This window comes from Mucilaginibacter sp. A5337, assembly GCF_059690695.1.
Window position 1 is genome coordinate 381956 of record NZ_JCAWEC010000003.1, and the last position, 18876, is coordinate 400831.

An 18876-nucleotide genomic window follows, 5' to 3' on the forward strand; every position below is an offset into this window, starting at 1 on the left:
TATAAAACAACAGGCCGATAAATATTTATTGTATCAATAGCTCAACTCTTGCCGGCCGTGGCTTTCGTTATGCTGAACAAATTAACTTAAAACGGATACCCAATGGCCAGGTTAAACACGCTGCGGTTAAAGTTGAAATCCCAGCGGGGCTCATTGGCACGCACATATGGTGTACGCAAGGGGATACCCAGATCGGTACGTAACACCAGTACCGTTAAATCAAACCTTAAACCAAAGCCGGCATCCACAGCCAAATCGTTTAAAAAGCTCTTGGTAAATACTGCCCCCGGCTGTGACCCGTTTGAATGGAGCAGCCAGATATTACCGGCGTCAACAAATAATGCTCCGCGCACGATACTGAATAGTTTTGGCCTGTACTCGATGTTGGCCTCTACCTTGATATCGCCCGATTCGTCTGCCAGAAACCCGCCGGTGCCCACGCCCGTACTCGGATCAAATGATCCCGGCCCGATGGCCCTTGCCCTGAAACCACGCAAGCTGTTAGGGCCGCCAATGAAGAACTGCTGGCTGTAAGGTAACTGGGTTGAGTTGCCATAGGGTAAGCCTACACCTACGATAAGCCGGCTGGCGATGGTGCTGTTCGGACCGGTTTTATGAAAATACCTTATCTCGTTCTCCAGTTTTATATATTGGTTAAAAATAGCGCCGAACAGTTTTTTAGGTTTTCCGCCGGCACTGTCGGCACCGGTAATTAAGCCATAAATATTGTTTGAGAGACTGATCTTTCCGTTATAGTAAAGTGTATTGGTTCGGTAATCCTCGTTGGTATTGGTGTAGGTAAAGCTATAGCTTGGGCCCAGGATAAACTGTTTATCAATAACGTGTTTCAGCGCGGGGTTAACCGGAACGTTTTTCTTGTGGATACTGTCGAGATATAATTGCGATATGCTCAACGGATTTACAAACTGGAAGTTGATCAGGTTAAGCTCATGCGAACGGTGTTCTGTTTCGCGCCACTGGTAACCGAACGATAAGTTATATGAATTTAAGTTGTATAGTTTTTGGCGGTTTACTATCGAGTAGCCGAGGCTCAGGTTGGTATGTGGAATATAGGCATCGGCAGCTTTTGGGTAGATGGGCCCGATAAAGCGGGGCCATGAAAGCGTTGTCTGGATACCGGCCTGGTATACGTTGTAGCCGGCGTTTTGGCCACCTACCTGCACATCGGTACTACCAAACAGCGTTATTTTTAAAGCCTCGGCGCCTTTAAATGCATTGCGGTTAAGCCAGTTTAAATTTACCTGCGTACCGGTATAATTGGCTGATGTGGTGCGGCCCAATATATCAAGCGATAGCGATTTCTTTTTGTATTGGGTAAGGAAGTAGTAAACGTCAAGCTTTGATGAATCGGCAGATACATCTTCAAACCTGTTTTTTACAAACTTGTAGGGGCCAAGGTTAATGAAACGGTTAAGTGAGTTATTATGTGCGGTACGGTTGTAAACCTGGCCCGGGCGCATCAATACGGTGTTGGCAAAAGTGTAAGTGTGCACTGTATTACGACGCTCAACAATATTATACCATTTATAAAAAACGGCTTTATCTTTCATTAGGGAAGTATCCCTTAACGTGTAGCTTGGGTATACATAAATGTTATTGATGGTGTAAATATTTTGAGCACGACCCGGAGTCTCGTTTTTAACTGCTACAAAAATATCAACCTGGTGACCGGCTATTGTGCTATCTACATGCATGATGAGGTTTTCGGGCGAAAAGTAATAAAAGCCTTCTTCTTTCAGGCGGGCGTCAATGCGCAGCCGCTCGGTTTTAATAACATCGAGGTTATATTTATCGCCAACCTTTAGCAATGTTTTTGCCGACGTGCCGGCAACTGCTGTATCGATAGTCCGGTTACCTTGAGGGAAGACCACTTTCCTGATTTTGTAGCCAGGTCCTGTTACGGCGGTATAAACAGCCTTGGCAACTTTTGATGTTGGTTTTTTACTCACCGTATCTCCGCTTACCTGTGCCTGGAAATAGCTTTCATTTTGTAACCGATTTTGGAGGATATTACTGTTTTGCTCAAGGTTTACCGAACTGATGAGCACAGGAGGTTCACCTTTTTTATTAAGCCAGTGTGCAAGGCCTTTGGTTTTATTGGTCTTGGTTTTAAAGTACAGCCATAATTTAAAACGCATACCCAATATAGTACTATTGGGTACCGGTCTTAACAAGGCACCAAGTTCTTCACTTAAGGCGCTTTTCTCGCTCTTTTTCAAAACCGAATCTTTGATCACCACCTCGCCGCCTGTATACAGCTTTTGGCCTGGTGCCAGAAACTTAGTAGTACTGCAGGCACTCAGTAAAACACATGATGAAAGCAGTATATATTTTAAATGTTTGGTCATGGGTTTAGTTTGAAGTAGTTTGCGGTTTGTTGTCCTGTTGCTGCTGCATGTTCTTTTGCTCCAGTGCTTTATCCGCCTCGTCCTGTTTTTCTTTTTTCTCTTTTTGTTCCTGCTGATACTGGCGGCGTAATCTGCGTTCTTCAGGTGTACGTTTGCGGAAGATCTCCCTGAAACGGTTATAATCAACCGTTAAGGTAAAGCCTACGCCGGTTTCAATGATCTGTCCCTGTATCACAATAAATTCGTCGCGGCGGTAAGCGCGCAGGGTATAGCGGCCATCTTTGCTCAGTTTATAAGCTATGGATACGTCGCCCGCAATGTTTGATGCTTTTTGTCCCGGCTGGTTGCCTTCCAGGTTAAAATTGTTGCCAACGCTTACCGTAAGCCTGTCGTTCAGGAACCGTTTAGACAGGCCAACGTTAAGATCCGTGCGATTTGTGGCCGTGCCCGACGAATAATCCTCACCGGATGTAAGACCGAAATTGAGGTCGACGCCCGAGATCAGGCTTCCTGCCAGTCGGTTCAGTTGATCGGATAATAAACTGCTAACGCTGTTACGGATGGTGCCTTCAACTGTAGTGCCGGCACCCTGGCTTTGCAGCGGATTATCACCAATAAAGCGGCCCAGTACCAATACCCCCAATACCTGTTTGTTAAGCTCATTGGGGTCCTGCCTTATCTGTGTAAGGCGGGTATTAACAGTGCTCACCACATCTGATGATACGGAGTAGGTACTATCCGGCAACACAATATCAAAACTAATATTAGGAGTAAGCAGCTGGTCTTTCAGGTTAAGGTTAACGTTGAAAGGTAGTTTTTGCTTGTACATCGTACTATTTTGCGCATCCGAAAGCTGGTTTGAAACCAGGTCAATAGGCGGCACATTGGCTACGTAAATGGCGGTAAGATCAATATTGGCGCTGGTTGGGTCGCCTGTCCAAACTATGGTACTGCCTTTTTTAAAGTTGAAAGTACGTTTAACGGTGGCGTAGGCTAAGTTATATGAGCCCGAGTTAACTACGTAAGTGCCGGTAAGGTTAATTTTGCCGCTTGGATCGATACCGCCGTTCAAATTGGCTTCGCCTTTCAGATGTACGATATCGCCGTTACGCTCATCTACAACAATAGTAAATGCTGCGTTCTTATTTACGTTGATAGTTGCCGATACGTCGAGACCTGTAACCTCTGATTTTTTGAGCGAATCAAGTTGCTTTGCCAGCAGTATCGAATCCAATTTAGGGGCATCCTTATCAATAAAGTCTACTACCCCCTTACGGTCTTCAACTGCCGGGTCGTTGGTTGGCAGCACAAAGGTCATGTCGGTTTTGTCGTTCACGGTAAGGTTGGCATCAACAACCGGTTTGGCCATATTACCGCGGATCTTGATGCGGGTATCTACATAAAGCTTGCCGTAGTAAAGTTTGTTATCCGCCTGGGTTGAGTTGGTAACCCTGAAATTATTGGCATTGATATCCATACCAAAGGCAAAGTCGGTATAGGTTTTAGTGTAGATACTACCGCTTACCACAGCCTTGTTCCCGGTCGAATCAACCAAAGTAAAATCATTAAAGCGAATACCTTCGTTGTTGAACGTAATGCTTTCCTGCGGCATTCTGAAATAGGAGTTAAGCATCGCCACATTGAAACCAACTTTGTTAAAATTGATATCACCACGTACAGATGGTGCATCTGTGGTGCCCGATATTTTCAGTGCCCCGGTAATATTACCCGTAGCATTGCGTAAACTGCCAAAGCTGAAACCTTCAATGCTCTTCATGCTCAGGTTCACGATATTCAGGTCGAGATCAAAACGGCTTTCGGGTGAGGTGTAGTACGTGCCGTTCAGGTCCACCTGGTTCCCCTTGCCCGTTATGCTCATTTGGGCAGCATAAGCATTCTCGGTTTGGTTATTTACTTTGAGGGCAATGTTGCCTACAGTATCACCTTTAAAGTTAAAATCATTAACGTTGATGGCGGCCGTAAATACCGGCGAGGCCTGGAAATTGCTAACCGTTGCATCACCATTAATAGTACCGCCCACCTGTAACGAGTCCTGTTTGGCCATTTTGGTAAGTGCCTCAATATGGAAGTTATTGAACTTGATATTCAGCGGACTGTTAAACTCCTGCGTGCTGCTGTTAACGCTAAGTATCTGGTTGTTGTTGCTAATGGTGAAGTTATGCGCCAGGATGCCTTTTTGCCCGAATTGTAAAAAGTTATCATCGCTAACGGCCCATGGCAGGTAATCCAGCAGCAGGCCGTCTTTATTAAAGCTAAACTGATACTCATCAGGCAACAGGCTGAAGGTACCCGCAATGCGGAAACGCTCCTTCTTAGCTGCATCGCGGATTTGAATGCTTAAGCCTGCTTTACTATCCTGCGCTGCTCCCGAGATGCTGGTATACAGCAGATCGACAGATGAACCAACCTTAACTTCATCAACCGAAAAGTTATAGTTAAGTGCATTATTAGCAGTGTTGATATTAAGCGATGCTTTATTAACTGTGTTGGTACCGTAAACTACTTTTGGTATGGAGCCTTTCACAATCAGCTCGCCGGTTTGGCTGTTGAAGCTACCATTCAGTAAAACCGGGTCAAGCTGTTTCAAGTCGGGAGCAAACTGGTTAAGCAGCGGGGTTTTAACCAGGCGGGCTTCAAATTTAAATTGCTGCGCATCATATTTAACCACAGGTGCAGGTTTGGTTTTAATAGTTTTACCACCCTTGGTTTTTACGGCAACCTGCTGACCGCCGGCAATAGCAGTGTTGAAATATTTGTTGATCACATCCTGCAGGGCCGGGGCTATCTGGGTAAGCTTATACTTGCCGGCCATGTGTGCGGTCATGACAGGGGTTTTTAAACGTAATGTACTGCTATCGGCACTGGCAGTAGAGATGAGGCTGATGGTATCCATCCGGATCCGCTGGCCTTTGTTTATAACCAACAGGTCGGTAGCCTTGATATCAGCATTCAGGTAATCCGGATCGGCAGTTGGCACATCAGCTACAACTTTGCCGTGGAAGCGCATATCATCCTTTACAAAATTCAGGTTTTTAAGGTTGATGCTGTCCACATTCAAAGTAGCCTTAACAGCCGGATATTTTTTATTGAGATTGGCTTTAGCATCCAGGCTGAAATTAATGTTGGGATCTTTCATGGTAGCAATAGCGGTATACGCGCCATTGCTCGATGTGCCTTTCATGGCCAGGTTTTGGTAAGTGTAACCTTTTACATAGGCTTTTGCCACATTGCCGTTAAAAGCTATGCTGGCCTTTTTAGGGTCGAGGCTTTGGCCCTTCAAATTGGCATTCATGGTAATTTGCCCAACCATTTGTGGTTGTTTGGTAAGAGCGCCAACATTCAGTTCATTAACTTTAATATTGGCGGTATAAGTCGCCGCGTTTTTGTTTTGACCGTTTTTTAAAGCTGCTACCAAATTAACTGCGCCATAACTTGAACGCAGGCCCATTTTGGTGTTGAAAGTGTACATGCTCCCTTTAAAATTGCCTTTCAGGTTCATTTTTTCGGGGATGCTTACATTTGGCGGGATACTACCTGCCGGAGCAAGCTTGGCTATATCATTTCGGCTGGTGTTGAAATCGGCAATGTTAACATCAAATGTAGCTTTATTTACGTCGGGCAACCCTTTCATTTTTGCAGAAGCCTTAATATGCGTGCTGCTTAAACCGGTAACTTCCAGGTTAGGGATGTCCAGGTTATCAACCTGTCCGCTTACCCGGCCGTTAATCTTGAATACCGTACCGGGTGATGATTTGAACGGCTCCATACTGGCCATAGTTGGCATCAGCAATAAAACATCTTTCAAACCAAGGCGGCTACCATCTAAATTGGCATTGATGCCCAGTGCACCTATGTTTTTGGTAATGGCATCAATAGATGGGTAGCGCACCTGTACCGATTTTTGCAGTGTAGTATTTGGCGTTTCCAATAGCAGATCATTCATATAAGCGGTAGTTGGGCCGTACAGGAATGCCGTATGAAACTTATTGATCTTTAAGCCGCTTTTTTCGGCAAAAGTAAAGGAGTTGATCTTGCCTGAGATAGTATCCGGACTATATGAAATATTTTCAGCTTCGGCATTCAGGTTGCGGATGTCCATGTGGCCAAAATCAAGGCCTTTGGGTATGGCTTTCTGCGCTTCGTTATCAAATTTAATATTATCATTAGTGAAAGTGACCTTACCAATGGTGGCCCGCCATGCCGATTTGGTAGGAGAAGATACCAGTGTATCCAGTTTTTTAACGGTTTTAACAACCTCTTTAACAACGGTTTTGGGCTTGGCTAAACTGAGGCCTGCCTTAGTATCACTCAACTCGATGTTTTTGATGCCTACCTTTTGGTTTTTCAGATCAATTTTGTCCATCTCCACCAAAAACTTGCTTAGGTCAACTTTGGCGCCCATTTCGGCACTTTGGTAATCGACCTTGATTTTGGAGATATCGATCACGCCTAAATTTAGGTCCATGTTTAGCGGAGTGGTAGCTGTATCAGGTGGTGGGATAGCTTTGGTTGGCGTTTGGATGATCCGGGCATTTACATCGCTAAGTGTGATTTTGGGTATGGTAAATTTCATTTTATCCATATCAAAATCTTTAACGCGGGTATCAAAGTGGCCGAGCAAAAACTTTACATCGTTACCGGTAATGGCATCCTTATATTTTATGTTGATCTTATCGAGAATGATCTTATCAACCGAAAACTTCATGGTTGAAGTGGTGTCGGTAGGTTTTACCTCTTTCTTTTGTTCGCCCACAAAAGCTTTGATAATGTAATCGAAGTTGAACACGCTGTCGGCCCCTCGGTTTACATTGGCGGTAATGCCCTGCAGATTTACCTCATTTACCTCAACCTGGCTGTGCAGCAACTTGAGCATGCTGATATCAACCTTTAGTTTTTCGCCGGCAATCAGGGTGTCTTTTTTCTGATCCTCAAAATAAACATCTTCCAAAACCAACAGCTTGGGCAAGCCGAGGCTTACATGACCAATCTTAACCTTAGTATGAATTTTATTCTGTAAAAAAGTAACTGCTTTATCCTTCGCGAAGTTTTGAACAGCAGGAACCTGTATTAAAATTACTACAAGGATAACCAGCAGAACTACACTAACCAGTATCCAAAGTATTGTTTTAAGGGTTATTCGTAGTATTTTTTTCAATTGTATATGTATTTCAAAGGTGATGATAGGGTTGCTTAATATATGCAAATAACATGCTAAGTATAGCTGTTTGCGGTGTGTTTTGTGTAATTTACAAACTGAGGGAGCGGCTTTAATTAAAAATTTCCACAGTGCTATTTTTTAACAGTCTACATCCTTAACTTGTTTTAACTTTGTACCTCATTAAAGATTTTGTTGAAACGGATTTACTATGCCTGATTTTTCTCACCTCCACGTACATACCCAGTTCTCCCTGCTCGATGGTGCAGCCGATATCTCCAAGCTGTATAAAAAAGCCGCTAAGGATGGGATGAAGGCCCTCGCGATCACTGATCATGGCAACATGTTCGGCGTATTTAAGTTTGTGGCCGAAGCCGGTAAACACAATGTGAAACCCATTGTAGGCTGCGAGTTTTACGTGGTTGAAGACAGGCATAAAAAGCAATTTACCAAAGAAAATAAAGATGTTCGCCGCCACCAACTGATGCTGGCTAAAAACCCTACCGGGTATAAAAACCTGGTAAAGCTATGTTCGCTGGGGTATATGGAAGGCTTGTACAGTAAATGGCCCCGTATTGATAAGGAACTGATTTTAAAATATCATGAAGGTATTATCGCCACTACCTGCTGTATAGGTGCATCAGTACCGCAGGCTATCTTAAAAGACACGCCCGAAAATGCCGAGAAGGAATTTAGATGGTGGCTTGACCTGTTTGGGGAGGATTATTATATCGAACTGCAGCGCCACGAAATTCCGGAGCAGGAAACAATTAACAGGGTATTACTTACCTATGCTAAAAAATACAATGTAAAGGTGATCTGCTCAAACGATTCGCACTATGTGGATCAGCAGGACTCAAATGCGCATGATATTTTGCTTTGCGTAAACACCGGTGATATGCAAAGCACCCCGATAGCTACCGACGAAGAGGGGGGGAAAGGCTATCGTTTCGGTTTTCCTAACGATCAGTTTTACTTTAAAACACAGGAAGAAATGGGACAATTGTTCCATGATCTGCCCGAGTCATTAGATAACACCAACGAAATCGTTGATAAGGTAGAGACGTTAAAACTAAAACGCGATATTCTGCTACCTAACTATATTATTCCCGATGAATTTAAGATTCACAATACGCCCGATGCAGATACCCTTAACCAGTGGGAATACCTGAAGCACCTGACCTTTATGGGTGCCAAGGAGCGTTACCGCGATATCAGTCCGGAAGCCGAAGAGCGTATCAACTTTGAGTTGTTCACCATCCGTACCATGGGTTTTGCGGGATACTTCCTCATTGTTGCCGACTTTATCAGGGCCGGTCGTGATATGGGGGTATTTATTGGTCCGGGCCGTGGTTCGGCAGCGGGATCGGTGGTGGCTTACTGTATCGGTATAACCAATATCGACCCGATAAAGTATAACCTCCTGTTTGAGAGGTTCCTGAACCCCGACCGTAAATCGATGCCCGATATTGACACGGACTTTGACGATGCCGGCCGCCAGCGGGTTATTGATTATGTGGTTGATAAATATGGTAAAAACCAGGTAGCCCAGATCATTACCTATGGTTCGATGGCTGCCCGTACCAGTATCCAGGATGTGGGCCGTGTGCTCGATATGCCGCTGGCCGATGTAAGTGCCATGAAGAAACTGGTACCCGAAACTTTGGGTATCACCCTTAAAGATGCTATTGAGCAGGTTCCCGAGCTAAAAGAGATCCTGAACGGGAATGACCTTAAAGCACAGGTACTACGCGAGGCCGAAAAGCTGGAAGGTTCGGTACGTAATACAGGTGTACACGCCGCGGGTATCATCATTGCACCATATGACCTTACCGATATTGTTCCGGTAGCTACGGCTAAAGACTCGGACCTGCTGGTTACCCAATATGACGGACGTGTAATTGAGGACGCAGGTGTTATTAAGATGGACTTTTTGGGTCTGAAAACCCTTACCATTATTAAGGATGCCCTGCGCATGATCAAACAAAATCATGGTGTAGAAATACAAATTGACTATATACCGCTTGATGACCTTAAAACTTACGAGCTTTATCAGCGTGGCGATACCAATGGTACTTTTCAGTTTGAAAGTGATGGTATGCAAATGTACCTGCGCGAGCTTAAGCCCGATAAGTTTGAGGACTTGATTGCCATGAACGCCCTTTACCGTCCGGGGCCGATAGAGTACATTCCTAACTTTATTTCCCGTAAGCATGGTCGCGAACCTATTGTGTTCGACTTGCCGGATATGGAAGAATACCTGGGCGAAACCTATGGTATTACCGTATACCAGGAACAGGTGATGCTTTTATCGCAAAAGTTGGCTGGCTTTAGTAAAGGTGATGCCGACGTTTTGCGTAAGGCGATGGGTAAAAAGCAGATTGAGGTACTTAACAAAATGGAAGCCCAATTTATGGACGGGGCGGTTGCCAAAGGCCATCCAAAAGATAAGCTTACCAAAATCTGGACAGACTGGAAGGCTTTTGCCCAGTACGCGTTCAATAAGTCGCATTCTACATGCTACGCTTTTGTGGCATACCAAACAGCTTATTTAAAAGCGCATTACCCGTCAGAATACATGGCGGCGGTTTTGAATAACCAGAACAATATTGAGAAAATTACCTTCTTTATGGAGGAATGTCGCCGTATGGGGGTTGAGGTATTAGGGCCGGATATCAACGAGTCGGACATGGCTTTTGCGGTGAACAAACGCGGGCAGGTACGTTTCGGATTGACCGGTGTAAAAGGTGTGGGTGATAAGGCCGTTGAAAGTATTATTGAAGAACGTAATGCCAATGGGCCGTTTGAAACGGTATATGATTTTGCCCGTCGTTCAAATACCCGTAGCGTAAACCGTAAATCGTACGAAAACCTGGTATACGGGGGGGCTTTTGATGGCTTTGGGATTCCGCGCGCCCAGTTTTTTGCCAAAACCGAGTTGGGTACCTTAACCGGTGTTGAACGCCTGATCAAATATGCCAATGATTATCAGAATGTGCAAAGCAGCTCGCAATCGTCATTATTTGGCGGCTCGGTAGCTTCTTATGTACCCGAACCGGCTATGCCCGATGTTGAAGAATGGGCATTGATTGAAAAGTTGAAGTACGAGAAAATGGTTATCGGTATCTATTTAACCGGGCATCCGTTGGATAACTATAAAGTTGAACTTAAACGCTTCTGTAACGCCAACATCAGCGATTTGAAACTGATGCAAAAAGCCCGCTCAGGCGAAGGTGGCGAGGATGTGATGATGGCATTTAATGAACTACGCCGTCGAGGCGAGTTGCGTATTGGGGGCCTGGTATCAAGCGTTCAGCATAAAATGACCAAAACGGGCAAGCCATTCGGCACGTTTGTGTTTGAGGACTACAATGAATCGTACGAGTTTGCCCTGTTTGGCGATGATTATGTGAAATTCCGTAATATGATGATGGAAGGTTACTTTCTGCATATTAAGGGAAACATTGAAGAAAAATTCCGCCAAAAAGATAACTGGGATCTGCGGATCATGGTGATGGACCTGCTATCAGAAATGCGTGATAAGCTCACCAAATCGTTAACTGTTTGTATTGATGTGCAAATGCTCAATAGTAAACTGCTGGACGATATTCAGCATATGATAGATGATAATAACCAAAAGTACCCGGTAAAAAACTGTAAACTCCGTTTCCAGATCAAGGACAGGGAAGAAGTTATGCTGGTCGAACTTTCGTCAAAATCATTCAAAGTAAACCCAAGCGATGATTTTATGGCCGGGATCCATAGTTTAACTAATGAAGAACCGGTGTTGAGTTAGATTTCACGACTACTTAAATTCATGTCATTGCGAGCGTAGCGTGGCAATCGCATGCTATACAGAGCGGCTATACTTCCGTGCGATTGCCACGCTACGCTCGCAATGACATAACAAATAGAAATCGAATTACACCTCAGCCTTCACTACCTCATCATCCTGCCTAACTAAAGTATAACAAGTATAATCCGGCTGAATCACCTCGCCGTTGGCGTTGGTGACGGTCATGTAGTGGCTGCCCCATCTTTCAAGGGTGTAAAATATAGATGATAATTCCTCGCCAATGGGAGTGAGGGAATATTCAACCCTTGGCGGTACTTCGGGGAAAATATGACGTGATACTATGCCGTCTTCTTCCAGCTCGCGGATTTGTTGTGATAGCATCTTTTCGGTCATGCCCGGAATAGCCCGATTTATCTCACTGTAACGCTTCTGTCCGGTTAATAATTGGTTTATTATACTCAGTTTCCACTTACCACTAATCACGCTTAGGGCTGCTGCCATAGTGCAGGAGTGATCGGAATGTCTGTTTTTTGTCATAATGAAAAAGGCGATATATCGATTGCATCAAACCAGCCCATAACCTACCAAAAAGTATGTTGCACACAAAATGGTGCATTCTTGCGGGGAGCTGTAACTCACTGTACCTTTGATGTATCAATAACAAAGATAATGAAAAAGTTACAAGGAAAAACAGCAGTAATAACAGGCGGCAACAGTGGTATAGGCCTGGCCACAGCACAAGAGTTCATAGCACAAGGTGCAAAAGTGATCATCACCGGCAGGAACCAAAAATCAATCAATGAAGCACTTGAAACACTTGGTGCTGATGCTAAAGGTGTAATTGCCGATAGCGGCGATATCAATCAGGTTAAACAGCTTGGCGAAAAAGTAAAAGCCATTGCCGAAAAAATTGATATTGTATTTGTTAATGCAGGCATTGGCCAGTTCAATTCAACTGAGCAAATGAGCGAACAAATGTTTGACGATATCATGAACATCAACTTTAAAGGTGCTTACTTCAGTATTCAGCAATTGTTGCCATTAGTTAATGATGGTGGTTCAATTATCCTTAATACTTCAATAAACGCACATATTGGCATGGCCGGTGCAACTGTTTATGCCGCAAGTAAAGCAGCATTGCTTTCATTGGCTAAAAACATATCAGCCGAATTGTTGCCACGTCGCATCAGGGTTAACTCTGTAAGTCCTGGTCCGGTTGTAACACCTTTACATACTGCCGATAAATTAGGCTTAACCCAGGAACAATTGGAAGGCATGGGTTCTGAACTGGTAAAACAGATACCAATGGGCCGTTTTGGTTTAGCAGAAGAAATTGCTAAAACAGTAACCTTCTTCGCTTCTGATGATTCAACATTTATAACCGGTGCCGAACTGATTGCTGATGGTGGTATGGCCACTTTGAAAGGCGCATAAGCCCCCTCTAAATCTCCCCCTGAAAGGGGAGACTTTTTAAAAACTGCCTTTCGTGAGAATTTGGATTGACTGGCATTGGATATGACTGGTGGCTGTTGCTTCCAGTCATTTTTTGTTGTCTGAACTCGAAGTTTAAGGAATTTAGCGAATTAGCGGAATAAAGGGCAAATTCAATGAATTCAAATAATTCCTAAAAATTCGAGTTCTGACATCAGCATGTCGAATGGCAGTAATGTTAATTAATACCATCAATGTTAAAAAGTAACCCGCCTAAACAGTTGTATATATGCTTTGTAAACAGGTTATTTGTGTTAATACGTCATGTCGCAAAGATGCGTTTGAGGTGTAAATGCGACAAATGGTCATGCAGGCGTTAACTGCGTGGATTATAATAATATAATTGTCACATTGTCAGTAGTACACTTGTGGCAAGCAATTTGAATAGCATATATTTGTAAGTACAAAATTTAAAAAATAGAAATCATGGCTTTAGAAATAACTGATGCAAACTTTGACGAGCTTGTCCTGAAATCAGACAAACCGGTATTAATTGACTTTTGGGCGGAATGGTGTGGTCCGTGTAGGATGGTAGGTCCGGTAGTTGAAGATATTGCAAAAGAATATGAAGGCAAAGCTGTTGTTGGTAAAGTAGACGTTGACAACAACCCAGGTATATCTGTAAAATACGGTATTCGTAACATCCCTGCCTTATTGTTCTTCAAAAATGGCGAAATTGTGGATAAACAAATAGGTGCTGTGCCAAAATCAGTATTAACTGACAAACTGGTAAAACAGTTAGCATAACCCAAAGAGGCTTATTAATGCTATCCACTGTAGCATTAACACAACATATTTTAGTGAAAAAGCGTTGCAATTTTGCAACGCTTTTTTTATGCCCTATATTAGCCTATGCCCAAATTAAATGATGATCAGCAAATAAGGCAACTGGCCAATCTCGAATTGCTGGCCCGGCAGGTGGTTGAAGGATTTATTACCGGTTTGCATCAAAGCCCTTTCCATGGATTTTCGGTTGAGTTTGCCGAACACCGACTATATAACAATGGGGAATCGGTAAAAAATATCGACTGGAAACTGCTGGCTCGTACCGATAAATTATTTGTTAAGCAATTTGAAGAGGAAACCAATTTGCGTTGTTTCCTGTTGCTGGACACGTCATCATCCATGAATTTCCCGGAAACGGGCACCAGTAAACTCCAGTTTTCGGTTTATGCCATAGCATCGTTGATGTACCTGTTCAAAAAACAGCGCGACGCGTTTGGGCTCTGTATGTTTTCGGACAAAATAGACTGGATCAGTGCGGCAAAATCAACTACTACTCACCTGTTTTATTTATATGCCGAGCTCGAAAAAATGTATGCCAGTCCTAAGGTGAATACACAAACCAATATCACCAATGTGCTGCATCATATAGCACAGGAAATCCACCAGCGTTCGTTGGTGATCATTTTTAGCGATATGCTGGAGAATAACCTGGATGCCGAAAAACAGCAGGCTTTATTTGCGGCTATTCAGCATTTAAAGTTTAATAAGCATGAGGTGGTGATTTTTAATGTTACCGAAAAGCAAAAGGAACTTGAGTTTAATTTTGATAACCGCCCTCATCATTTTGTAGACATCGAAAGCGGCGACGAACTAAAGGTAAACCCAGCCCGCATCCGCGAGGCCTACAAAGCATCGTTGAAAGAGTATCGCCATCAATTGGAATTAAAATGTGCGCAGTATCATATCGACCTGGTTGATGCCGATATTCATGAAGGTTATCATCACATCCTGAACACCTACCTGGTTAAGCGGAATAAAATGATATGAAAGGGGGGATAAAGACAAAATCGTCATTGTATAATGTACGAAGCAATCTTGAACATAGTCACAAGTCATCCACCCTTCAATCCACCGACACAAGACTTGCGCTATTGGGTTTTATTTCACCTTCAAAGGCCGCCGGATTTTACCTACTCAGCATGACAGTAATTAATAAAATATTTTCTTTTGGGATAACAAAAAAGGCTGCTACCATCCGGAAAACAGCCTCTATAGTTAAATAGGGGATCTACTTACAAAGTATAACCTTGTAAAGGTATTGATACAATGTGAAGATTAGGTGAAGTCAAGCTCACGATTAAATATAAGATATATGCTGGTTCCCTTGTCTTTTACTGAATCTATTTTTACCCTGATGCCATGAAAAGCAGTAATGCTTTTCACAATAGCTAAACCAAGGCCATAACTTTCCTTTTCTTCGGTTTCAAACTTTTCAAAACGATTAAAGGCATTTTCTATCTGTTGCTGGTCCATCCCCGCACCTGTGTCAGTAATTTCCAATATATAAACATCTTCCTTCAATTCATCGGCAACGGTAATACTGCCTTTAGGTTTGTTGTACTTAATAGCATTGTTTATCAAATTGAACAACAGGGTATGCATCAGCGGGCGGTTACCCATAATAGAGTAGATGTATTTCATGTTGTTGTTGAAAATGAGGTGTTTTTCTTCCAGGCGGTCTTCCAGTTCCTCTTCTATTTCCATAATTACACCTGCAATCATCACCACATCGGCCTTGGCGTATTGATTGTTTTCAACCTTTGATATTAGTAACAGACTATTAATGATCGATTTAAGCCGGTTTAGTGTTTTGAGCGAAGCGTGCATTTTGTTTTCGCTGGCTTCACTAAGTTCTTCCTGCAATAAAATATTCTCCAGCCGGGAACTGATAATTGAAATCGGCGTTAGCAACTCGTGAGATACATTGGCAATAAACTGTTTTTCCAGGCTGAACAGGTTACTGATCTTTTTCATGAGTGTGCTGATACTGTCATCAAGCAGCTCAAAATCCTGTGTGGTTGTTTTTACTTTTTCATAATCAAAGTTCATGGGGTCATTTACCTTGATCAGTTTGCGGTCGATGATCTTGTAAAAAGGGGCAAGCAAAAATTTAGTGAATATCAGATCGCTTACCAAGGTAAGGGCAAGGGCTATTAATAATGTTAAGAGGGTAAACCGTTTAATGATTGATTTTAACTCTTCAATTGAAGTAATTGATACACCAATTTCAAGTAAATAGGTATGGTTGTTAAAATTAAACTGGTGGGTTAATATGCGATACGTTTGTGTTACGCTTTCGTTGGTACGTGTTTCGGTGGTAAATGACGCATTTTTAGTAACCGTAGGTTCAAACTTTACAGGTTTTATGGTGATAAATTCTTCCTTTAAAATATTGAAATCGGTATAAGGCTTTTCATTTGCAAGCTTACTGTTAATCTCTTTTGAATTAAGGTTTCTGAGCGTTTCCCGTTCATTTTCTTCCAGCCTGAGCTCAACATGGTTGTATGATATCTTCTCGATAGAAAGCAGGATAAGCAGGCCCGTAAAAAGTATGATGGCTAACTTGGTTAATGTATTGTAAAGGGCCAGTTTTACCTGTAATTTCATAGGCTGTTGATTTCAGATGTTGATGCGGTAACCGATGCTCCTCACTGTTTCAAACCAATCAATGGGGATATATGCCGATAGTTTTTTACGCAGGTTTTTAACATGTACGTCCACAAAGTTGGAGTCGGAGTTTATTTCCAGTACATCGCCCCAAACGTGTTCGGTAAGGTTAGTGCGTGATATTACCCTGTTTTTGTTAAGTACCAGGTAGTTAAAAATCTCAAATTCTTTTTTGGTGAGGGCAATCCGTTCATCATTATAGGTAACCGTACGGTTTTGTATATTGATCTTTAAACCTTTTACGTTAATATCATTACTTTCCAGGCGATGTTTGCGGCGGGTGATGGCGTGCATACGGGCCAGCAGCTCATTTAGCGAAAATGGTTTGGCCAGGTAATCGTCGGCACCCTGTTCAAGGCCTGATACTCGGTCGTCAACCGCGCCCCGGGCTGTGAGGATAATCACGGCATCTTCACGTTCGTTCATGCCTTTCAGCATTTTTAACAGGTCAAAGCCATCTCCGTCAGGTAAACCGAGATCGAGCAGGATAAAATCATAATTGTTTACGAAGATCTTCTCAGATGCCGACTTTTTGGTGCGGGCATGCTCAACGGTAAAACCTTCGTGGCTTAAAAATTCATCAACTTCAAGCGCAAGGCCTTTTTCGTCTTCAACAATTAATACGTTCATAATTGTGCATTTACAGGAGCTATCAATAAGGGTTATAGTATCGGGATTGTTCACGGCAGGCAAAATACCATACCGAAGATTAACAAAGTATGAAGATAGGCTTTTATAACGGCCTGTAAAGTGTCATTTTTTAAATGTTGCGTTTAAATTAAAAAAGCATAAATCAATTTGCAGTTATCGCTGTTACAAACTAAAAGCTACCACTTCATTGTATGAGACTTTCTATCGAACGCAAGCCCATCCGGGTGAATCCAGATCCGAAACGTGTAATAGCCAGGTTTTTTTTTAATGGGAACGACCGTGCCAAAGAAGTTATTGAGCGCGTAATGCTTATCAGCGAAGATGATGCTTTTGGTATTGTATCGCCAATATTGCAGGAATATTCTAAAAGGCACCGTAACATTACCCGTGTGCTCAACAGGCATTGCAGTAAACTTAAGCCCTTGTTTTTAGAGCTCAATATCGATTTTGATACGCTTACTGTTTACCGCAAACTGCTCATAGGCTCTTATTTTACGCATGAATACTCTATCGAATCGGCTGCATTCTTTAATCCTTCAATAGTCGAAGACCCCGACCAAACAGAGCTGGAAGACGGGCAGCGTCGTGTTATCATCAGTTTCCGGGCGGTAGGTGAGGGGCATATATCTTCCATAACTTTTCGCCGTGCGTGGATTGATAAGGATAACAACATCAGTATTCAGCCCGCGGGCAGCTACATTGATGAAGCTGAAATTGTCAGGAACGCCGTTTATAATAAAAAGCTCTTTTTTGAAAAGGCGGCTATTACTCAAATTAATATCGATGTAATAAGTGAGCTCGAATCCAAGCTCGATCATCATTTTGAATATGCCAACCTGCGCCGCATCATTATGGATTCGCAAAAACTACAGGAAGATGATATGAAGCGGCTGGAATATGATAAAGTGCTTTGGCTTGCCGATTCTTATTATGAAATTGTTTTTTCGCTGGATACAGATATTTCCGACAGGGTAATCTTCCCGATTTCCGAATATGAGCGTAAGGGGATTGAAGATGCCCGTTTTGTGCAGTTTACCAACGATGATGGCAGCAAGCTTTACTACGCTACTTATACAGCTTATGATGGTTCGCTGATTATGCCCAAACTGCTACAGACAATTGATTTTTATAACTTCAAAATCATGCCTTTGTATGGTGCCGGCGCACAAAATAAAAACCTGGCCTTATTTCCGCGCAAGGTGAACGGCAAGTATGTGATGATATCACGAATAGATGGTTGCAATAATTACATCATGTATTCGGATAAGATCAATATCTGGGAAAAGCCCGTTATGTTGCAGCAACCCAAATTTAGCTGGGAGTTTGTGCAGATAGGTAATTGCGGATCGCCCATTGAAACACCCGATGGCTGGATTATGATAACCCATGGTGTTGGCCCGATGCGACGTTATGTATTGGGCGTAAGCCTGCTAAAGTTGGATGACCCTACTGTGGAAATCGGTCGTTTAAAGGAACCTTTGTTAATCCCCAACAGTGATGAGCGGGAAGGTTATGTACCCAATGTGCTTTATTCATGCGGCGCCATAGTACATAATAATAAGCTTATTATTCCATACGGTGTTTCCGATTCTTCTACCGCCTTTGCAGAGGTATGCCTGGATGACCTTTTAACGAAGCTTAAGGAAGCCTAAAATCATTAAATTCTTTACGAATCTAAAATCCAGACTTACGAAGTTTTAAAAACTTCGTAAGTCTTCTGCTTTGTCATTCATCCTTCATCACCATCAGTTTTTTAAGCCCGTAACAACGTTTTTTGTGGTTAAACTTGTGCTGTGCTCAAAAAAGCTTTGAGCTTTCGGCTTTCAGCTTTAAGCTATCCAAGAAGCTTTTTGTGTTCTCTTAATTGTTGATTTTAAGTCAGTTATGTTTCATTTAAATCTCATAATATATTATTAGTTAAAACTTATTCTTCTTTTTTA

General features: G+C 42.8%; 10 protein-coding genes. 5 read left to right on the plus strand and 5 right to left on the minus strand.

The window, feature by feature from the left end; translation table 11 throughout:
- Positions 1 to 86: 86 nt before the first annotated feature.
- Together tamL and AC59JO_RS11570 are read right to left on the minus strand one after the other, a co-directional pair.
- Positions 87 to 2369 carry a translocation and assembly module lipoprotein TamL gene (gene tamL, locus AC59JO_RS11565; RefSeq protein ID WP_413666350.1) on the minus strand — a complete coding sequence of 761 codons (2283 nt, stop codon included), beginning with the start codon at positions 2367 to 2369 and terminating at the stop codon, positions 87 to 89.
- A 4-nt stretch (positions 2370 to 2373) separates the two neighbouring features.
- A complete protein-coding gene (locus AC59JO_RS11570; protein WP_497305436.1) occupies positions 2374 to 7545 on the minus strand; it encodes a translocation/assembly module TamB domain-containing protein in 5172 nt (1723 codons plus the stop codon).
- Positions 7546 to 7756: 211 nt separating this feature from the next.
- On the opposite strand from AC59JO_RS11570, the gene dnaE reads away from it, so the two are divergent.
- Complete coding sequence (dnaE, locus tag AC59JO_RS11575) at positions 7757 to 11341, plus strand: DNA polymerase III subunit alpha (protein WP_413666352.1); 3585 nt, start codon at positions 7757 to 7759, stop codon at positions 11339 to 11341.
- 126 nt (positions 11342 to 11467) lie between these two features.
- On the opposite strand, the gene AC59JO_RS11580 is transcribed toward dnaE, so the two are convergent.
- Complete coding sequence (locus AC59JO_RS11580; RefSeq protein ID WP_497305438.1) at positions 11468 to 11842, minus strand: winged helix-turn-helix transcriptional regulator; 375 nt, start codon at positions 11840 to 11842, stop codon at positions 11468 to 11470.
- Between the two features lie 168 nt (positions 11843 to 12010).
- Between AC59JO_RS11580 and AC59JO_RS11585 the strand changes: the two genes are divergently transcribed.
- The 3 genes from AC59JO_RS11585 (at position 12011) to AC59JO_RS11595 (ending at position 14605) form a co-directional block, all read left to right on the plus strand.
- Positions 12011 to 12775, plus strand: a complete 765-nt coding sequence (locus AC59JO_RS11585; RefSeq protein ID WP_497305440.1) for an SDR family oxidoreductase — start codon at positions 12011 to 12013, stop codon at positions 12773 to 12775.
- A gap of 483 nt (positions 12776 to 13258) precedes the next feature.
- Positions 13259 to 13579: a thioredoxin gene (gene trxA, locus AC59JO_RS11590; protein WP_090531998.1), complete on the plus strand. Its 321-nt coding sequence runs from the start codon at positions 13259 to 13261 to the stop codon at positions 13577 to 13579.
- 105 nt (positions 13580 to 13684) lie between these two features.
- On the plus strand, positions 13685 to 14605 hold the full coding sequence (locus AC59JO_RS11595) for a DUF58 domain-containing protein (RefSeq protein ID WP_497305443.1): 921 nt from the start codon (positions 13685 to 13687) through the stop codon (positions 14603 to 14605).
- Positions 14606 to 14893: 288 nt separating this feature from the next.
- Here AC59JO_RS11595 and AC59JO_RS11600 read toward each other — a convergent pair whose 3' ends face one another.
- Together AC59JO_RS11600 and AC59JO_RS11605 are read right to left on the minus strand one after the other, a co-directional pair.
- On the minus strand, positions 14894 to 16225 hold the full coding sequence (locus AC59JO_RS11600) for a sensor histidine kinase (protein ID WP_497305445.1): 1332 nt from the start codon (positions 16223 to 16225) through the stop codon (positions 14894 to 14896).
- A 12-nt stretch (positions 16226 to 16237) separates the two neighbouring features.
- On the minus strand, positions 16238 to 16915 hold the full coding sequence (locus AC59JO_RS11605) for a response regulator transcription factor (protein ID WP_377024019.1): 678 nt from the start codon (positions 16913 to 16915) through the stop codon (positions 16238 to 16240).
- Positions 16916 to 17127: 212 nt separating this feature from the next.
- On the opposite strand from AC59JO_RS11605, the gene AC59JO_RS11610 reads away from it, so the two are divergent.
- Entirely contained in the window at positions 17128 to 18588 is a 1461-nt protein-coding gene (locus AC59JO_RS11610; protein WP_413666359.1) for a glycoside hydrolase family 130 protein, read from the plus strand.
- The last annotated feature ends 288 nt before the right edge of the window (positions 18589 to 18876 follow it).

Coding starts and splice junctions, on each gene's coding strand:
- AC59JO_RS11585 (WP_497305440.1), top strand. CDS start 12,011: ATGAAAAAGTTACAAGGAAAAACAGCAGTAATAACAGGCGGCAACAGT.
- AC59JO_RS11580 (WP_497305438.1), bottom strand. CDS start 11,842: ATGGCAGCAGCCCTAAGCGTGATTAGTGGTAAGTGGAAACTGAGTATA.
- AC59JO_RS11595 (WP_497305443.1), top strand. CDS start 13,685: ATGCCCAAATTAAATGATGATCAGCAAATAAGGCAACTGGCCAATCTC.
- dnaE (WP_413666352.1), top strand. CDS start 7,757: ATGCCTGATTTTTCTCACCTCCACGTACATACCCAGTTCTCCCTGCTC.
- AC59JO_RS11605 (WP_377024019.1), bottom strand. CDS start 16,915: ATGAACGTATTAATTGTTGAAGACGAAAAAGGCCTTGCGCTTGAAGTT.
- AC59JO_RS11610 (WP_413666359.1), top strand. CDS start 17,128: ATGAGACTTTCTATCGAACGCAAGCCCATCCGGGTGAATCCAGATCCG.
- tamL (WP_413666350.1), bottom strand. CDS start 2,369: ATGACCAAACATTTAAAATATATACTGCTTTCATCATGTGTTTTACTG.
- trxA (WP_090531998.1), top strand. CDS start 13,259: ATGGCTTTAGAAATAACTGATGCAAACTTTGACGAGCTTGTCCTGAAA.
- AC59JO_RS11600 (WP_497305445.1), bottom strand. CDS start 16,225: ATGAAATTACAGGTAAAACTGGCCCTTTACAATACATTAACCAAGTTA.